The following is a 17,391-nucleotide window of genomic DNA, read 5'->3' on the forward strand; positions in this document are numbered from 1 at the left end:
AGCCGCGGCGCTCACTACCTTTCGCCAAAGATGTCGCGTTGGGCCTTTTCGAGTTCCTCGGCGTAGCGGCGGCGGACGTAGGCCTCGGACAGGAGGCCGAGGACATGGCATTCGCTGTCGACGACCGCGAGTTGCTCGCTTTCGGTGACTTCGAAGGTGTGCATCACGCGACGGACGTCGGCATCCGCCGGGACCGAGATGTCGGTGGCGGTGGCGAGGGTGCCGACCGGGGCGTCGAGGGGTACATCGGCGCCGTAGGCCAGCGCTGGAACAACAATGCCGGCGTAGGTGCCGTCGCCGCGGGTCAGCACGACCCGGCTCGTGGCACCGAGCGGAAATCTCTCGCGGAATGCGGCGACCGTCATTTCGGGAGACGTCGCCACGGTCTCGCGCCGCATCATCTGGCCGGCGGTGAGCGTACGCATCCAGCCAACATCGCGCGCGCTCTTGATCGTCTCGCCGCGGAGGTGCAGCCGCCACGTCGAGAATGAATAGCCGAATGTCTCGCGCGCGATCAGCGACGCGACCAGCGCGGCCGCCAGCACGGCTCCGGTCAGGGCGAAGTCGCTGGTCGCCTCGAGCACCAGCATCGCCATCGTCATCGGGCCGCCGACGACGGTGACGGCGAGCGCCGCCATGCCGACGAGCGCGGCACCGGTCGGATCGACGACGACGTACCCGCTCAGGCTGTTGACGATGTCGGCGAAGGCGTGGCCGACGAGCGAGCCGAGAAACAGCGAGGCGAAGAACAGCCCGCCGCGGAATCCGAACCCGAGCGAGACGATCGACGCCAGGCTCTTGGCGAGGATGACGATCAGGATGAAACCCAAAGTCGCGCCGGCGGCGAGGTCGAGCCGCAGCGCAGCGTGGCCGGCCGACAGGACCTGCGGCGAAATTGCTGCGAGCGGCATCAGCAACAAGCCGCCGATCACCGGGCGCGCCCAAACAGGGACCCGCGTCCGATGCAGCACTGCTTCGACCAACGCGACGCCGCGCATCAGGACGATGCCGAGCACCGCGCACAAGCTGCCGAGCCCGGCGAAGACGGCATAGTCAATGGTGTGGACCGGCGCCCCGCTGGCGAACGCAATCAGGTACGGGGTCGAGCCGAGCGCCTGTCCGGTCAGCGTCGCCGCCACCGTCGCAGCTGCGACCGGCGCGATGGTCGACGGGGTATAGGCCCCGATGACGATCTCGAAGGCGTAGAAGGCTCCGGTCAGCGGCGCACCGAATGCTGCCGCAATTGCGCCCCCTGCCCCCGCGCCAACAAGCGCGCGGAGATCGGCCCGACGCAGCTTGAGCCTGCGGCCGATGAACGAGGCCGCCGCACCGCCGGTCTGGGCGTATGCCGCTTCGAGGCCGACCGACGCGCCGAAGCCGTTCGAGATCAACGTCTGGGCGGCAACCACGAGCGAATCCGGCACCGTCATCCGGCCGCCGTGGAGGGCATTGGCCTCGACGGCGTCGACCAGCGGGCGGCGACGTGCCCGGACGAGGTGACTGAACCCCGCAAGCACCGCACCGCCGATCGGCAAGACAAGCAGCTGCAAGATCCCAAGCGTCGGAACCCCGCTCAGGCGAGTCGACGAGGGCAGGGAAAACAGGATGTGCTGCAGCGTGCGGGCGATCGCGCCTTGGGCGACGGTCGCTGCCCCGGCGAGGCAGCCGACAATGACAGCGAGGCCGATAAACCACGCCTCACTCGCGCGGAACTGCTGCCGGACCCACGCGAGCAGGTTGCCACGAGCAACGAGGGGGGCAGCGATGGTCACCATGCCGTGCGCCATAGGCAAAGCCTCGTGTTTGCGGAAGGCGTCGTGCGGCTCAGCCGGTCAGCGGCCAGAACCACGCGATCAGCGGCACGCCGAGTACGACGACGATCAGCGACAGCGGCAATCCGAGCCGCCAATAGTCGCCGAAGCGGTAGCCGCCCGGACCCATCACCAGCGTATTGCACTGATGCCCGATCGGCGTGAGGAAGTCACACCCTGCGCCGGTGGCGACCGCCATCAGCAGCGGGTCAGGGCTGAGGTGCAGCGCGCGCGCCACCGCGACACTGATCGGCCCGAGAACGAGCACTGTGGGCGCATTGTGAAGGAACGGCGCGCACGCCATCGACGCGAGCATCAACGCCCCGAGAACGAGCATGGGCGTGACGCCGACGAGGGCCGCTGCGAGCGCATGCGCGATCAGGTCGGTGCCCCCAGTATGCCACACCGCCTCGCTTAGAGGCGTCAGAGCGCCGATCAGGATGAGCACCTCGGGCTCGAGCGCGCCGTACGCCTCGCGCATCGACAGCGACCCGACGACGACCATCGCCACCGCCGCCGCAAAGAACGCGGGCGCGACTGGCACGATCTTGAGCGCGATGAGGATGATGGCGATGGCGAGGATCGCGGCAGGTCCGAAGCGCTGCCGCCGGCTGCCCAGCTTCACGGTTCGCTCGGCGAGCGGCAGCAGCGACAATTCGCGCAGGATGTCGGGCAGCGCGCGCTCGCCCGCCTGCAGGATGAGAACGTCGCCGGCGCGGAAACGGATATCGCGCAGGCGATCGACGATGCGCGTGCCGCTGCGGCCGACGCCGAGAAGTTTCACACCATAGCGGTCCTGCAACGCCGTCCGCGCCGCCGACTGGCCGATCAGCAGCGACTCGGGTTGTACGACGGTCTCGATCGACCGCAGCTCCTCGTGCGTCGACTCGGTCTCGACCGGCCGGGCGGCGCGCGCGCCGGCGAGCGGCACGCGGGCGAACAGCCGGTCGAGCGCGGCGTCGTCGGCCTCGAGCACCAGCACCGTTCCGGTAGTGAGCGGCAGGTCGTCGTCAGGCTCATGCCGCACGCCATCGGTGCCGACCACGGCGGCAAGAGCGACGCCGTCCTGAGCGAGCCCAAGCGCGGCGACCGTCGCGAGCGCCACCGGCCAGCCCGCCGGTACCGTCGCCTCGGTCGCATAACTGGTTTGCGCCGCGACCTCGCTCAGCGGCTCCTTGCCGGTACGGTCGCGCGGCAGCAGCCGCCACGCAACCGAGACGACCAGAAGGCCGACCGCGGTCAGGCCAAGGCCGACCGGCGCGAAGTCGAAGAACTGGAACGGCTTGCCGAGCGTCTCCTGGCGCACCTGGCTGACGATGATGTTGGTCGACGTGCCGGCGAGTGTCACGAGCCCACCGAGCAGCGACATAAACGCCATCGGCATCAGCAGCGCCGACACACTGCTGTTGCGCTCACGCCCTAGGCGGATCGCGGTCGGCATCAGGATGGCGAGCGCACCGACGTTCTTGGTCAGCATCGACAGGAGTGCAGTCGCACCGGCGAGCGCGGGGACCTGGCGCTGGATCGTGGTCAGCCATGGCAGCACCGGCGTGACGATGAGCTCGACGACACCCGAGCGCGCTACGGCGGCACCGATAACGAGCGCCGAGGCGATGATCACGACGACGTCGCTGGTGAAGCCGGTAAACGCCTGGGAATACGGTACGTCGCGCGTCAGGACGCCAATAACCAGCGCGACCAGCGCAACGACGTCGTAGCGGAACCGGCCGCTGGCAAATGCGACGACGGCCCCGCCGATTACGGCAAAGGAAAGCGCCTGTGCAGCGGTCATCGGGGCATCGGCGGGACATGAAGCATCGTCCCCAGATGACAGATCGACGCCGCGATTGCACTCTGTACAGGCACGACGTCATCATGCCGCGCCTTGGCACGACGACGTGCAGTTGCGGTGCTGGTCATTCTCGCTCGGTATCGACCGGGTGCACGTGTACGCTACCGACGTCACCGTCCGTGGTGGCCGACCGAATACCGGAACCAGAGAACAGCATGGCTCGAAAGCACTCGAAATACGCCGCGGATGATGCCCGTCCTTCCGAAGACGAGACGCCGGTGGTGTTGGCGCCCTGCTGGCTCTGTGGCCGGCCGACCGGGAAGACGATCGTATGGCACCACCCCGTTCCGAAAAGCCGAGGCGGACGCGATGTCGTGCCGATGCACCCGATCTGCCAGCAGACGGTGACCGCCAACTTCACGAACTCCGAACTCGAGCGGCATGGGATGGACGTGACCGGCCTGCTGGCAAACGACGCCGTAAGCAAATTCGTCGCCTGGGTCGCGAAGAAGGACCCCGATTTCACCGCTGCGACGACCAAGAAACAGCGCTGACCGATCTCGATAGCGTGACAGCACCCAGAGGTGCCCGATGAGTTTCGGTGAACCAATTGTGCCCGGCGCGCGTATTACGAACGCAGTGCCGTTCCGGCTTGGCCACCGCTAGCGAAAGTCAATGGTTTCGCTTAGCAATCACGAACATCGAACGAGCGGGGCCCGGGCAATGGACATACCGAGAATTGACCGCGCTGCCACCGGAGTGACCGGCCTCGATGATGTTCTCGGCGGCGGTCTCGCCCGAGGGCGCATCTTCCTGCTCGAGGGAAGCCCGGGCGCCGGCAAGACGACGATCGCGATCCAGTTCCTCGCGGCCGGAGCCGCGAGCGGCGAGACGGTCCTGTACATCACCTTGTCCGAGACCGAAGACGAGCTTCGCGCCAGCGCCGCGTCGCATGGCTGGACGATGGACGGGATCGAGGTTTTCGAGCTCATTCCCCCGGAGAACCTGCTCGACGAGCAGCAGCAGCAAAGCCTGTTGTATTCGTCTGATCTCGAACTCGGTGAAACGACGCGGCGGATCTTCGAGGCTTTCGAGAGCGTCCGTCCGTCGCGCGTGGTTCTCGACAGCCTGTCGGAGATCCGCCTGCTTGCTCAAGGCTCGCTACGCTACCGGCGGCAAATTCTCGCGCTCAAGCATTATTTCGCGAAGCAGAACGTGACGGTCCTGCTGCTCGACGACATGACCACGGATGCGAACGACAAGACCGTCCACAGCGTTGCTCATGGGGTCATTCGACTGGAGGAACTCGCCCCCGATTACGGTGCCGAGCGGCGGCGGCTCCGCGTCGTCAAATATCGCGGCCAGCGTTACCGCGGCGGTTACCATGACTTCGTCATCCGCACCGGCGGCATCGAAGTTTTTCCGCGGCTGGTGGCGGCCGAGCACAAGTCCGAATTCGAGCGCAACCAGCTGGCCAGCGCGTCACCCGAGCTGAACATCCTGTTGGGCGGCGGGGTGGAGCGTGGGTCGAGCGTGCTGATCCTCGGACCGGCAGGCACCGGAAAATCGCTGCTCGCCCTGACGTTCGTCGTCGGCGCAATTGCCCGCGGCGAGAAGGCAGTGATGTTCGCCTTCGACGAGGAGCTCGGCCTTCTCTTCGCGCGTGCACTCGGCCTCGGCATCGATCTTGAGAAGATGGTCAACAGCGGGAATTTGCTGATCGAGCAGATCGACGCCGCCGAACTGTCGCCCGGGGAACTGACGTCGCGGGTACGTCGTTGCGTCGAGGTCAATCAGGCTCGCACTGTCGTGATCGATAGCCTCAACGGCTATCAGGCATCGATGCCGGAAGAGAATGCGCTCATCCTTCACATGCACGAGCTCCTCCAGTATTTGAACCGGCAGGGGGCGACGACCTTCCTTACCGTTGCGCAACATGGGCTTGTCGGTGACATGAAATCACCGGTCGACTTAACGTACCTCGCCGACACGGTGATATTGCTCCGTTACTTCGAAGCGACTGGCCGTGTCCGGCGCGCGGTGTCGGTGGTCAAGAAACGAACCGGGTTTCACGAGGACTCGATCCGCGAATTCCGGATTGACCACCGAGGCATCACCCTCGGCGAGCCGCTCACGAATTTTCAGGGCGTCCTGCGCGGCGTGCCGATCCTCGTGGGCACTGAAAACATCCTGCTCGATAACTCAATTTGACGACCGCCGCGCCTGAACGCGGGCTGGTGCTCGCGCCGCGCGGGCGCGATGCGGTGCTGGCGCAGGCCATCTTGGTCGAGGCACGGGTGCCGAGTGCGATCTGCGATACGGTTGCCGACCTTGTTGCACAGATCGAGGCCGGGGCCGGCTTCGCGCTCGTGACCGAAGAAGCACTTCGATCGACCGACCTGAGCCCGCTCAGCGACTTCCTCGCGGCGCAGCCGGAGTGGTCCGACTTCCCCTTCATCCTGCTGACCGAACGCGGCGGCGGCATCGAGCGCAACCCTGCGGCCGCGCGCTACCTCGAACTGCTCGGCAACGTGACCGTGATCGAGCGTCCGTTCCACCCGACCACGCTGGTGACCTTGACGCATTCGGCACTGCGCGGGCGCCGCCGCCAGTATGAGGCGCGCAGCCGCCTGCTCGCTCTCAACGAGAGCGAGCAGCAATTCCGCACGCTGGCCAACTCGATCCCCACACTGTGCTGGATGGCTGACGCCGATGGCACCATCTTCTGGTACAATCAGCAGTGGTACGATTACACCGGGACCACGCCGGCCGAGATGGACGGCTGGGGCTGGCAATCGGTCCATGAACCGTCGTACCTGCCCGACGTATTGACGCGCTGGCAGCATTCGATCGCGAGCGGTGAAGAGCTCGACATGACCTTCCCGCTGCGTTCGCGCGACGGCAGCTATCAACCCTTCCTGACCCGGGTGCGACCGGTGCGCGACACGAGCGGGGCGATCGTCCGGTGGTTCGGGACAAATACCAATATCGCGACCCAGCAGGCCGCCGAAACCGCGCTCCGAGAGCTCGCCGCCGATCTCGAACATCGGGTCGCCGAGCGCACCGAAGCGCACGAACAGGCGCTCGACCAGCTGCATCAGGCGCAGAAGCTCGAGACGATCGGCCAATTGACCGGCGGGGTCGCGCACGACTTCAACAACCTGCTCACCCCGATCATCGGTGCGCTCGATCTTCTCCAGCGCAAAACCCAGGGCGACGACGCCCGGACGCTCCGCCTTCTCGACGGGGCAATTCAATCCGCCGAACGCGCGCGCGTTCTCGTCCAGCGCCTGCTCGGATTCGCCCGCCGCCAGGTCCTCGAAACCCGCGCGGTCGACGTCGCCGACCTGATCACGGGCATGAGCGATCTGATCCGCAGTTCGATCGGCGCGACGAGCGAATTGATCGTCGAGGCCGGGCATGACCTCCCCCTCGCGCTCGCCGATCCCAATCAGCTCGAGCTTGCGATCCTGAACCTTTGCATCAACTCGCGCGATGCGATGCCCGAAGGCGGCAAGATCACGATAACGATCGAGATAATCGACGCAGCGCGCGAGACCATCGCCGGGCTGACTCCCGGCCAGTATATTCACCTGGCGGTCGCGGACACCGGGATGGGGATGGATCCAGCAATATTGGCGCGTGCGGTCGAGCCATTTTACTCGACCAAGGAACAGGGTCGCGGAACCGGGCTCGGCCTGTCGATGGTCCACGGCCTTGCGGCGCAGCTTGGCGGAGCGTTCAAACTGGAAAGCACGCCTGGCACGGGCACGACTGCGTCTTTCTATCTCGCGCTGGCCGATGCCGACGCTCCCGGCATTCGGCGCCCATCGGGTGACGCAGCGGATATCGCCATGTCGCCGTTGAACATTTTGCTCGTTGACGATGAGGATGTGGTCCGGCGCGCAACGACGGCGATGCTCAAGGACATGGGCCACGGCGTGACCGAATCTGCAGGTGGCTCCGAAGCGCTGGAAAAGCTTAACGCCGGGCTGATGCCGGACGTGCTGATAACCGACTTCAAGATGCCGCGGATGAGCGGCGCGCAATTGGCTGAGCAGGTCTATCAGAAATGGCCCGACCTCCCGCTCCTGATCGTCACCGGATATATCGGCGACGCGTATGAAGTGGCGGGAATCCGCGTCCTCGCCAAGCCGTTCCGGCAGTCGGAGCTCGCCGCAGCCCTGCTCGACGTGGTCGGCGACCGGGCGCAGCCTGCATCTTAGCTTCTCAGCGACGCGCACTCGAATGCGTTGACGGTTACTTGCTCGACCTTCCGATCGTCGAGGTCGATATGTTATCGTGTGTAACTCGGCGGTGCACCCTGCCGAAAGCTGCCATGATGATGGGCGAATTATTGGCGGCATGAGCGCGAACCGGACGGAAAATACCACGTACGCTTTCGCGCACCCGCGACGGACTTGGCCTTATCGAGACGCTCTACTGCCAAAGTGCTAAGCACGGCGTGCGTCGGTGGTCTAAAGTTAACTCGTGCAAAAAGCTGGCGACGATTGCGGGCGGGGTCTTTCCAATTCGGCACGCCGCTCGCTGCGCCTGCAGCGGGCGGGGTCTTTCCAATTCGGCACGCCGCTCGCTGCGCCTGCGATAGAAGGTAAAGCGCGTGGAAATGCAGCAGGTTCGCTACTTCTTAGCCGTGGCACGAACGCTGAATTTCACGCGTGCCGCGAAGCAATGCAACGTGTCTCAGCCCTCGCTGACCCGGGCCATCCAGGCACTCGAGGCTGAATTCGGCGGACCGCTGTTCCATCGCGAGCGGGGAAATACGCATCTGACCGAGCTCGGGCGCATCATGTCGCCCTTCCTCGCGACCGCCGCCGAGCAGACTGCGACTGCAAAGCTTGCCGCCGACGCCTATCGTCGGCTGGGTTCGGTTCCGCTCAGGATCGGGGCGATGTGCACTGTCGGGCCGGCGATTATCTGCGACCTCATCATCAAGTTTCGCCACGACTATCCGACCGTGAGTTTCTGCGTACAAGATTGCACGGCGCAGTCGCTGATCGACATGCTGACCGGCGGCGAGCTCGATCTGGCGCTGTTCGGGATGCCGGAAAAGCTCGACCACCGCTTCCACGCGGTCGAGTTGTTCGAAGAAAGCTTCGTCATCGCGCTACCGGAGGATCATCCGCTGACGGATCGGCTCGCCGTCACGGGCAAGGATTTGCACGGCGAAAAATACGTCAATCGGGCGAGCTGCGAATATGCCGACATCGCCAAGCTCGAATTTGCCGCGATGGGAGTGAAATTAAATCAGGTCTTCACCAGCGAACGCGACGACTGGGTCCAGGGGATGATCAAGGCCGGGGTCGGCCTCGGGTTTTTGCCCGAGTTCAGCGTGACCGATCCGAGCCTTGTCGTAAAACCGCTCGTCGAGCCGAGCTTCCAGCGTCGCGTCCAGCTTGTCACCGTTCGCGGCCGACCGCATTCACCTGCGGTCGGCGCCTTCGTTGCCGAGGCTCGCGCCTTCGTGTGGCCACGAGGGCGGGACAAGGCGGTCGAGTACCATCGGGAAACCCGCGCACCAGTCTGCCCTGGTGGTGTCGCACTGCCCCATCGCCGCCGCCGCGTTCCGGTTTGACACGCCTCGATTATTCAACCGCCGACGGTCAGAAGCCCTGAACGAGCTGAACGATGTATTTTTCCCGGAATGAGTTGCGGTTGTCCGTGACGGGGAACTCGACGCCGGAAAGCAGGAACAGGTTTCCGCCGACGTGGGTCCGCATACCCGGGGTGATGCTGACGAAGCTTTTGCCGACGCCGGTGGTGGGCTCGCGCCAGTTACCCGCGACATAGAGTGTAAGGTCGCCGAAGGGAGCGTCACTGTGCGGCGTGATCGTCCGGCCGACCGCCGCGTTGAGCGCGAAGGAATCGGGGAGGCGGCCATCGGCGAACTCGTAGGCAACCCGGCCGCGGAGCGAGAAGCCCTTGCCGACGTCGCTCCAGAAATTAATCTGCGGTTGCGCCGCGAACACTGAGTTCCCGAGGCGGCTCGACCCCGTCGGGAGCCGCCAGCCGACGCCGGTGTTGATCGACAGGTTCTTGGTTTCCGCGATCATCAGCTGCGTCGTCAGCGTGATGTCGCCAAAATTGCTGCGGCCTCCCGACTCCTGATAGAACGGGACCTCGAGGCCAGCCCACAGGCGCCGCGACAGCGGATAGTTGAAGCGGGCGAGACCCTCGTGCGTGTCCGGACCCTTGGCATCGGTGTAGTCGTAGGCGAGGTGGACTTCACGGGTGAAGAAGCCATCGGCGGTCGCGAGCCAGCCCTGCCGGGGAGCGCCGCCATCGCCGTTGGGCACCGGGATCCATTTTTCGAACAATTCCGAGCCGAATGCGGTCGAGCTCAAGGGCGACCAGGCCGGATCGGCGGACGCGGCGAGCGAGGGGGCCTCCTGCGCTGCGGCCGCTACGGCTAGAACTGCGAGGGCAGCAAGGAAGGCGACGCGGCGGGTTAGTGCCGGTTTCGGGATTTCACCGACGGAATCATGCTCGAGCCTTTGCAATTGCCGTCGGGTACGCCGCACCGCATTCGGCAGGCCGTCCGCGAGTGGCGTGTGGGATGGCAATCAGGGCCGGGAGGGGGCGCCCGGCCCTGAAGGCGACTCAGCGAGAGGCGAGCTCAGGCTGGGCGATGACCGGGCAATTGACGATCGCACGCGTCGGGCGAAGGCCGCCGACGAACGCATTGCCCGAACCGGGGGGGTTGATGAATGCGCTTTCGACCAGACCCGCGCCGATCAGTTCCTTGAGATCGGCAAACGAGACGATGCGGCGAACCTTGCCATCACGAATTGCGGCGGCGGTCCACTGGCTGACGTGGGCGTCCCACATCGGGCTGTAGTTGTTCGATGCTGACCGGTTGTCATTCTGCGGCCCGACCGGGAAGACGTTGATCGGATCGACGCCACCATTGGCGAGCGACATCTCGAAACCCTGCGACTGGTTCGAGTTCGCATCACGCGGCCCGTTGAGCACCGGCGAGAAGCCCAGCAAAGCCGAATTGTCCTCGGGCGTCGAGCTCCCGAACGTCGGCAGCTTTTCGAGGCGGGGCGCATAAACTCCCTTCTCCAGCACCGACGGCACAGCCGCCGAGACGTCGGTCACCATGTGGTAGAACCACTGCTTGCCGTCGTGCATTCCGTCGAGGAGCGACATCGTGATCGTCCGCTTCTTGAGATCGACGGCGACCGCTCGGTCGTGCTGCCCGCTCGCGTTGGCAACGACCTGGATATTGAGGACGACACCGCTCGGCAGAACCGCGAGCGACGAATAGTTCGCGTCACCGAGCGCACCCGGCGTTGCGACGCTGGGAGGGAACGGCTTGTCACCGGCGCCGGGAGCAACCGCATAGACCGGCGAGAAGTCAACGTCGCCCGGCAGATGCACGACGCCCTTGACGATCGTCACCTGCATCGCGCCGTCCGACTGCGCGCCCTTGGCGAGCTTGGGGGCGTAATTGATACCCATCGAACGAGCGACGTCGAAGTCGGACGATTCGGTGATGATGAAGAAAGTCGGCTCGCCGCTCGGGCCGATGCCGCGGTAAAGCGGCAGGGTGACGTTCGCCTTGCGGAAGGTGAAATCGATCGCCAGCGCGCTTTTCACGAAGACGTGATCGGTCGGCTTGAACTTGGTGCCGTGACCGATCGTATAAGCTTGGCGGCCCGATTCCTTGGCGGCTTCGCTTTGGATCGACCGAATGTCGTCGGTCGTCGTCGCCCCGGCGGCAACCGGCGCCAGCACGGCGAAAGCGAGGGCCAATGTCTTGAAATTCATAGCAATATTCCCATCAGGTTCTATGTCCTGCGATGATGGGTAGGCCGATGCCTCGACCTGCGGAAATACCTAAGCGCTATCGGTTCGATAGGGTATCGCTATGACCCTACGTATATATCGGTCCAATCGTGCCACGCACAGGGCGTGCGCTCGGCGCGTGATGCACATCAACTCGCGAGTATCGTACGCGGGTCCCCGCTTGCGCGGGAATAATAGGGCCGCGCCTCCTTTACGACCGGCAGGCCAACTGCCCTTGCACCACTCCGCACTCCGATCTTTGACCGCCGCGGTTGATGCGGACGCTCGCCGGGGCCGAGCGCGCGGCTTGCGGAATCGCCGCGACGGTGCCGACCGTCACGCCATTGAGCGCCTCGATCACGTCGCCCGGCTGAAGGTAACCGAAGCGAGCAGCGGGAGCGCCCGGGTCGATCGCGGTGACGACGACGCCGCGTTCGGGTAGCCCTGCCCCGAGTTCCTGCGCGAAGGCGGGCGACAGATTGCCGACGGTAACGCCGGTGAGGAGGTTGTCCCCGCCGACGGTCGACAGCGCACGCAGCGGGGTTTCGGGCGGCTTGGCGAGCGTCAGCGCGACCCGCTCGGTCTTCCCGGCACGGAGCAGCGTCACGTCGAGCTTGGTGCCCACCCCCTGCGTCGCGATGCGGTAGCGCAGCATTCCCGGGTCGGCGACGTCCTTGCCGTCGATCGTGGTGATCACGTCGCCGACCTTGATCCCGGCGCTCGCGGCGGGCGACCCCGGCGTGATCGCGGTGACGAGCACGCCCCCCGGCCGATCGAGCCCCGCCAGCCGCGCACTGTCGGCGGTGACAGTCTCGCCCTCCGCGCCGATCCAGCCGGTGACGAGCTTGCCGGTCCCGGCGGCGGCGAGGAAGACGCGGACGATGTTCGCCGGGATCGCAAAGCCGATGCCCTGCGACCCGCCGCTGCGCGAATAGATCGCGGTGTTGATGCCCACGAGGTCACCGCGCAGGTCGAGCAGTGCGCCGCCAGAATTGCCCGGGTTGATCGCGGCATCGGTCTGGATGAAGAACTGATAGTCCGACACACCCACACCGGTGCGCGCGGCCGCCGAGACGATGCCGTGCGTCACCGTCTGGCCGACGCCGAACGGGTTGCCGACCGCGAGGACGACATCGCCGACCTCGGCGCGGTCGCTGTCGCCGAGCTTGATCACCGGCAGCTTTGCGCCCTTGGTGTCGATCCGCAGCAGCGCCAGATCGGACTTGGCGTCGGCGAACACCACCTTCGCCTTATATTCGCGACGGTCGGCAAGCCCGACGAGGATCTCGTCGGCACCGGCGACGACATGGTTGTTGGTCACGATTAGCCCGTCGGACTGGACGAGAACCCCCGACCCGAGCGACTGCTCGACACGCGGTTGCGGCGCGCCGCCGCCGAAGAACTGCCGGAAGAACGGATCGTCCATCATCGTCGCGCGGCTGCGATTGACGCGAGCGGAGTAGACGTTGACGACCGCCGGGGCGGCGCGCTTGGCGACGGGGGCGAATGACAGCTGGACCTGACCGAGGTCGGCGGGGGCGGCACGCGTGACGGTGACGGCTGGCGGCGGCGCGAGGACATCGGCGCTGACGGGCGCGTAACCGACGCCGTTCTCGATCCCGAGCGCAAGGGCCAGGCCACCGATAGCGCCCCCGCCAAGCAGGATTGCAGTTCGCATCATCGGTCGCATAGTCTCTCCGCGTTCTCGATACTCCCCCGCACGCGAGCGAGGATTTCATCGCCGCGCATGTGGGACTAGATCGCTGAAGCCGCAATGAACTGCGCGAGGGGCTGCCAGATGAAACTCTACCATTGCGCCGGGGCGCGATCGTTTCGCGCGTTATGGACGCTCGAGGAGCTCGGCCTCGACTACATCCTCGAGACGATGCCGTTCCCGCCGCGCTTCACGGTTCCCGGCTACCTCGACATCAATCCGCTGGGGACGATCCCGTTCTTTACAGACGGGCCGGCGGCGATGACGGAGTCGGCGGCAATCTGCGAATATCTCGTCACGAAATACGGTTCGACCTCGCTCGCGGTGACGCCGGACGAGCCGGATTATGGCGCGTATCTCAACTGGCTCCACCACGGCGAGGCGACATTGACGTTTCCGCAGACGCTCGTGCTTCGCTATCGGGTGTTCGAACCCGCGAAGGGGCTGCAGGCGGCGGCGGACGATTATGCCAAGTGGTTCGCCAAGCGGACGGTGCTCGCCGCCGCAGCGCTCGAAACCCGCGACTATCTCTGCGCCGGGCGCTTTACCGCCGCCGATATCTCGGTGGGCTATGCATTGCTTCTCGCCGAGCGCCTCGATCTGCTCGCCGGGCTCGCGCCGTCGCTGATCGCCTATTGGACGCGGCTGCAGGCGCGCGATGGCTTCACGCGGGCGGTGGCGGCGGAGCGTCGCTAATTTCGATCACGTCGCTGCGGTCAAGCGCGCGGTATAAATGCGGGAACAGCATGCCGCCGCGCGACTCCTCCCAGCGCAGCGCGTCGCCGAGCGCGTCGGTATCGAGCGTCACTACGGTCACCGCCTCGCCGGCGAAATATTTCGCCATGGTCCCCGCCGTCTGGGCGTCGGTCGACAAATGAATGTAGCCGTCGCGGAGATCGTCGGCCGATCCGGCGAACACCCCGTCGCGCTCGAACGCCATCCATTCGGGACTGCGCAAAATCTTGTAGATGAGCATGGTTAGTCCCGATTTACGCTCTGCCTTGCATTTGCCCGGCAAAGCGCGCACATAGCAGCCAGCCGAAGTTGCCTGCAACCGTCGAGCGGCGCTTCACGCCCCCTCTTTCGTTTTCTTGCTGCCGAGGCGTTCGGGCGCGGTTTTGCGTCCGGACCTCTTGAACGATCTAAGGACTTTTCTACATGGCGATCGGTACCGTCAAATTCTTCAACAGCGCCAAGGGCTATGGCTTCATCGCTCCGGACGGCGCTTCCAAGGACGTCTTCGTCCACGTTTCGGCAGTCGAGCGTTCGGGCCTCAACGGTCTTAACGAAGGCCAGAAGGTCAGCTTCGACGTCGAGAACGACCGCCAGGGCCGCAGCTCGGCCGTCAACCTCCAGCTGGCTTAACAGCCCGTATGGCGAAGGAAGAAGCACTCAAGGTCGAGGGCACGATCGCCGAGATCCTGCCCGATGGCCGGTTCCGCGTGAAGCTTGAAAACGACCATGAGATCATCGCCTACACGGCGGGCAAGATGCGCAAGAACCGTATCCGCTCGATCGTTGGCGACCGGGTCCATGTCGAAATGACCGCCTACGACCTCGACAAGGGGCGTATCGTGTTCCGCGAAAAGACGGTCAATCCGCCGATGAACCAGCGCCGCTTCTTCCGCCGCTGACGATAACACGCCCCGGGGCAGCAATGCTCCGGGGCACACTCTTTCTCCGAGGGTTCGTGCCATGAGCGACGCCATCGTCACGAACGCCGTACCGGTAACCGACGTTGCCGAAATCGAGATCGCCGACGCCAAGCTGATCGAGGATCGCGCGCTCGATTACCGCATCGTGCCGTTCCGCGAGACCGACTACCGCACCGGTAGCGTGTCGAGCCGCGACGTCGAAGCCCCGGTGATCAACCGCTTCAGCGACCACGTCCTCGTCCGCATGCCCGACGGATCGAGCCTCCGCGTCCAGGAAAAGCGCCGCTAATTTAGCGCAGCTCGAAATCCGCCGGATCGGGCGCCCGCGTTGCGTTCCAGTAATCGACCAGCGCGAACGGCCAATTCTGCGACACCCGCCCCGACTTCGACTTGTACCAGCTCGACACGCCGGGCGACCCCCACGCCATCTCGGCATTCGCCGCATCGACCCGCGTATTGAACGCGTCGTGGACATCCTGCTTCGGCGTCATCGCCTTCGCGTCCGCCTCGATCAGCAGCTTGAGAGCGCCGAGAATATACGTCACCGAGCATTCCGAGAAGAAGATGATGCTGCCGTTGACGACGATATTGGTGTTCGGGCCGTAGATCGTGAAGAAGTTGGGGAAGCCCGGCATCGTCATTCCGAGATACGCGCGCGCGTCGCCGTCCCATGTCGCGTGGAGGTCGCGCCCGCCCTCCCCGGTCACCGTCATCGGCACGAGGAAATCGCTGGCGTGGAAGCCGGTGCCGTAGATCAGCACGTCGGCGCCGACGACGCGCCCGCTCGCGAGCTCGACCCCCTCCGGCACGATCCGCGCGACGGGTTCATCGATCAGGTCGACGTTCGGGCGCTTGAGCGCGCCGATCCAGACGCCGTTGTCGCGCAGCATCCGCTTCGCCCCCGGCGGATAGGCGGGGATCAGCTTCGACAGCAGGTCGGGGCGGTCCTCGACCTGTGACGCGATATAGCCGGTCAGCGCCTGCCGCAGCTCGTCGTTGACCGCCGAGATCGCCCCCTCTCCGCTCCACTCGGCATCGCGCGTCACCGCGCCGAGGATGCCGTCGGTCAGCATCCAGAACAGCCAGAAGCGCCACCAATTGGCATAGAACGGGACGTGGTCGATCAGCCATTGCGTCGCCGCCGGCACCGCGTCGTGATAGTCCGGCGTCGGTCCGAGCCACGGCGGGGTCCGCTGGAAGACGCTGAGATGGCCGACGTCGCCGGCAATTTCAGGGACGAACTGGAACGCACTCGCGCCGGTGCCGATCACCGCGACACGCTTGCCGGTCAGGTTCACCCCGTGATCCCAGCGCGCCGAATGGAACGCCGGTCCGGCGAAGTCGCCGACGCCGGGCAGCTCGGGATATTTCGGGACGTTCAATTGCCCGACGGCGCTGACGACGGCGCGTGCGGTTAGCGTTTCGCCGCTGCTTAGGCGGACGCGCCAGACCGATGCGGCGGCGTCCCATGTCGCCGCCTCGACCCGTGTATTGAAGCGGATGTGCTCGCGCAGGCCGTGGCTGTCGGCGACCTTCGCGAAATAGCCGTGGAGGACGTCGCCAGTCGAATACAGCTTCGGCCAGGCGTGATCGTCCGCGAACGAATAGCTGTAGAGGTGGTTGGGCGTGTCGACGCGGACTCCCGGATACTGGTTCGCCAGCCACGTCCCGCCGACGTCGGCGTTCGCCTCGACGATCGTGAACGGCAGCCCGGCCTGCACGAGCGAGAGCCCCATCAGCAGCCCCGACATGCCCGCGCCGATGACGACGACGGGGAAATCGGCCTTGGCCGCGGCGGGGGCGTCGATCGCGACGCGCAGCTCGCGCGCCTCGGGCCCGTCGAGCGCGAGTTCCTCGGTCAGGAACGGGACATACGGCTCGGGAATATCGGCCCCGGCGATGAAATCCATGCAGGCGCGGATCGCCGCCTCGGGCGGGCGCGGCGGCAGCTTCGCGCCGCGGTCGCGATGCGCGCGCATCTCCTCCGCCGCGAGCGATCGCGCGCGCGCCTGCTGCTCGGGGGGAAGATTGCCCTGCCCGTCGCCAAAGAACTCGTACACCGGGCGGTCGAAGTCGCGCAGGTGATCGGCGTTGCCGGTCAGGTGCGCAATCGCCACGAGCAGCGACGGGATATGCGCGCCTTCGACCGCGGCATCGATGTCTGCGTCGGTCATAATCCGCGGCTCCTTTGCCGCGCCGCGCGCAGCACGAGATAAGTCAGCAGCCCGATCGGCCCGGCGAGGAAGGTCAGCGCGAGGCAGACCAGCAGCAGCCAGTGGGGCACGCGCGCGGCGGGCGCGGTCTCGGCCTCCCACGCCCCGGTGAACAGGTCGAACGCGAGGTAATGCACCCAGCCCGCGAGGAACGCTTCGCGCGTCTTGAGCAGCGCCATCACCCCGTCGAGCGAATTAAAGCTCGCCCCCGGGATCGGCGGACCATTGCTCAGCGCGTGGATCAGGACCGCGAGATAACCGCCGCACAGGACCGCTGCGAGGGTGCGCGCCACCAGCACTGCGAGCGGACGCTGCAACGGAGCGAGGGCGAGGATAATCCACCCGGCAAGCGCGATCGTCGAGGCGATGCGGAAGAGGAGGTCGAGGGGCATCG

Annotated in this window: 16 protein-coding genes; 8 read left to right on the top strand and 8 right to left on the bottom strand. The window is 65.7% G+C overall.

The window, feature by feature from the left end; genetic code table 11:
* Positions 1–14: 14 nt before the first annotated feature.
* Together KZX46_RS17815 and KZX46_RS17820 are read right to left on the bottom strand one after the other, a co-directional pair.
* Positions 15–1,775 carry a chloride channel protein gene (locus tag KZX46_RS17815; RefSeq protein ID WP_219775095.1) on the bottom strand — a complete coding sequence of 587 codons (1,761 nt, stop codon included), beginning with the start codon at positions 1,773–1,775 and terminating at the stop codon, positions 15–17.
* A 49-nt stretch (positions 1,776–1,824) separates the two neighbouring features.
* The gene (locus tag KZX46_RS17820; RefSeq protein ID WP_219775096.1) at positions 1,825–3,603 is read right to left on the bottom strand and encodes an SLC13 family permease; all 1,779 of its coding nucleotides are present in this window, start codon (positions 3,601–3,603) and stop codon (positions 1,825–1,827) included.
* A 215-nt stretch (positions 3,604–3,818) separates the two neighbouring features.
* Between KZX46_RS17820 and KZX46_RS17825 the strand changes: the two genes are divergently transcribed.
* From KZX46_RS17825 to KZX46_RS17840, 4 genes are all read left to right on the top strand, one after another.
* Positions 3,819–4,157 carry a hypothetical protein gene (locus KZX46_RS17825; protein ID WP_219775097.1) on the top strand — a complete coding sequence of 113 codons (339 nt, stop codon included), beginning with the start codon at positions 3,819–3,821 and terminating at the stop codon, positions 4,155–4,157.
* A 169-nt stretch (positions 4,158–4,326) separates the two neighbouring features.
* Positions 4,327–5,814, top strand: a complete 1,488-nt coding sequence (locus tag KZX46_RS17830) for an ATPase domain-containing protein (RefSeq protein WP_219775098.1) — start codon at positions 4,327–4,329, stop codon at positions 5,812–5,814.
* Positions 5,811–7,829, top strand: a complete 2,019-nt coding sequence (locus KZX46_RS17835) for a PAS domain-containing sensor histidine kinase (protein ID WP_219775099.1) — start codon at positions 5,811–5,813, stop codon at positions 7,827–7,829. Before KZX46_RS17830 ends, KZX46_RS17835 begins: the two co-directional genes overlap by 4 nt.
* 401 nt (positions 7,830–8,230) lie before the next feature.
* Positions 8,231–9,199, top strand: coding sequence for a LysR family transcriptional regulator (locus KZX46_RS17840; RefSeq protein ID WP_226896303.1), 969 nt, complete (start codon positions 8,231–8,233; stop codon positions 9,197–9,199).
* Between the two features lie 28 nt (positions 9,200–9,227).
* On the opposite strand, the gene KZX46_RS17845 is transcribed toward KZX46_RS17840, so the two are convergent.
* From KZX46_RS17845 to KZX46_RS17855, 3 genes are all read right to left on the bottom strand, one after another.
* Entirely contained in the window at positions 9,228–10,124 is an 897-nt protein-coding gene (locus KZX46_RS17845) for a transporter (RefSeq protein ID WP_219775101.1), read from the bottom strand.
* A gap of 100 nt (positions 10,125–10,224) precedes the next feature.
* Positions 10,225–11,397 (bottom strand): hypothetical protein, encoded by a 1,173-nt coding sequence (locus KZX46_RS17850; RefSeq protein WP_219775102.1) that lies wholly within the window; start codon positions 11,395–11,397, stop codon positions 10,225–10,227.
* 229 nt (positions 11,398–11,626) lie between these two features.
* Complete coding sequence (locus tag KZX46_RS17855) at positions 11,627–13,105, bottom strand: Do family serine endopeptidase (RefSeq protein WP_219775103.1); 1,479 nt, start codon at positions 13,103–13,105, stop codon at positions 11,627–11,629.
* 108 nt (positions 13,106–13,213) lie between these two features.
* On the opposite strand from KZX46_RS17855, the gene KZX46_RS17860 reads away from it, so the two are divergent.
* Positions 13,214–13,825: a glutathione S-transferase family protein gene (locus KZX46_RS17860; protein ID WP_219775104.1), complete on the top strand. Its 612-nt coding sequence runs from the start codon at positions 13,214–13,216 to the stop codon at positions 13,823–13,825.
* On the opposite strand, the gene KZX46_RS17865 is transcribed toward KZX46_RS17860, so the two are convergent.
* Positions 13,794–14,105: a DUF952 domain-containing protein gene (locus tag KZX46_RS17865; RefSeq protein ID WP_219775105.1), complete on the bottom strand. Its 312-nt coding sequence runs from the start codon at positions 14,103–14,105 to the stop codon at positions 13,794–13,796. The genes KZX46_RS17860 and KZX46_RS17865 overlap by 32 nt on opposite strands.
* 182 nt (positions 14,106–14,287) lie before the next feature.
* On the opposite strand from KZX46_RS17865, the gene KZX46_RS17870 reads away from it, so the two are divergent.
* From KZX46_RS17870 to KZX46_RS17880, 3 genes are all read left to right on the top strand, one after another.
* Positions 14,288–14,494, top strand: coding sequence for a cold-shock protein (locus KZX46_RS17870; protein ID WP_179870798.1), 207 nt, complete (start codon positions 14,288–14,290; stop codon positions 14,492–14,494).
* An 8-nt stretch (positions 14,495–14,502) separates the two neighbouring features.
* A complete protein-coding gene (gene infA, locus KZX46_RS17875) occupies positions 14,503–14,763 on the top strand; it encodes a translation initiation factor IF-1 (protein ID WP_179870797.1) in 261 nt (86 codons plus the stop codon).
* A 61-nt stretch (positions 14,764–14,824) separates the two neighbouring features.
* The gene (locus KZX46_RS17880) at positions 14,825–15,073 is read left to right on the top strand and encodes a hypothetical protein (protein WP_216709841.1); all 249 of its coding nucleotides are present in this window, start codon (positions 14,825–14,827) and stop codon (positions 15,071–15,073) included.
* 1 nt (position 15,074) lies between these two features.
* Here the strand turns inward: KZX46_RS17880 and KZX46_RS17885 are convergent, their stop codons facing one another.
* Both KZX46_RS17885 and KZX46_RS17890 read right to left on the bottom strand, forming a co-directional pair.
* Positions 15,075–16,958 (bottom strand): NAD(P)/FAD-dependent oxidoreductase, encoded by a 1,884-nt coding sequence (locus KZX46_RS17885; RefSeq protein ID WP_219775106.1) that lies wholly within the window; start codon positions 16,956–16,958, stop codon positions 15,075–15,077.
* Complete coding sequence (locus tag KZX46_RS17890; protein ID WP_219775107.1) at positions 16,955–17,389, bottom strand: ABA4-like family protein; 435 nt, start codon at positions 17,387–17,389, stop codon at positions 16,955–16,957. Before KZX46_RS17890 ends, KZX46_RS17885 begins: the two co-directional genes overlap by 4 nt.
* Positions 17,390–17,391: the final 2 nt, after the last annotated feature.

Origin of the sequence: Polymorphobacter sp. PAMC 29334 (assembly GCF_019431245.1) — a bacterium.
Taxonomy (GTDB): Bacteria; Pseudomonadota; Alphaproteobacteria; order Sphingomonadales; family Sphingomonadaceae; genus Polymorphobacter_B; species Polymorphobacter_B megasporae.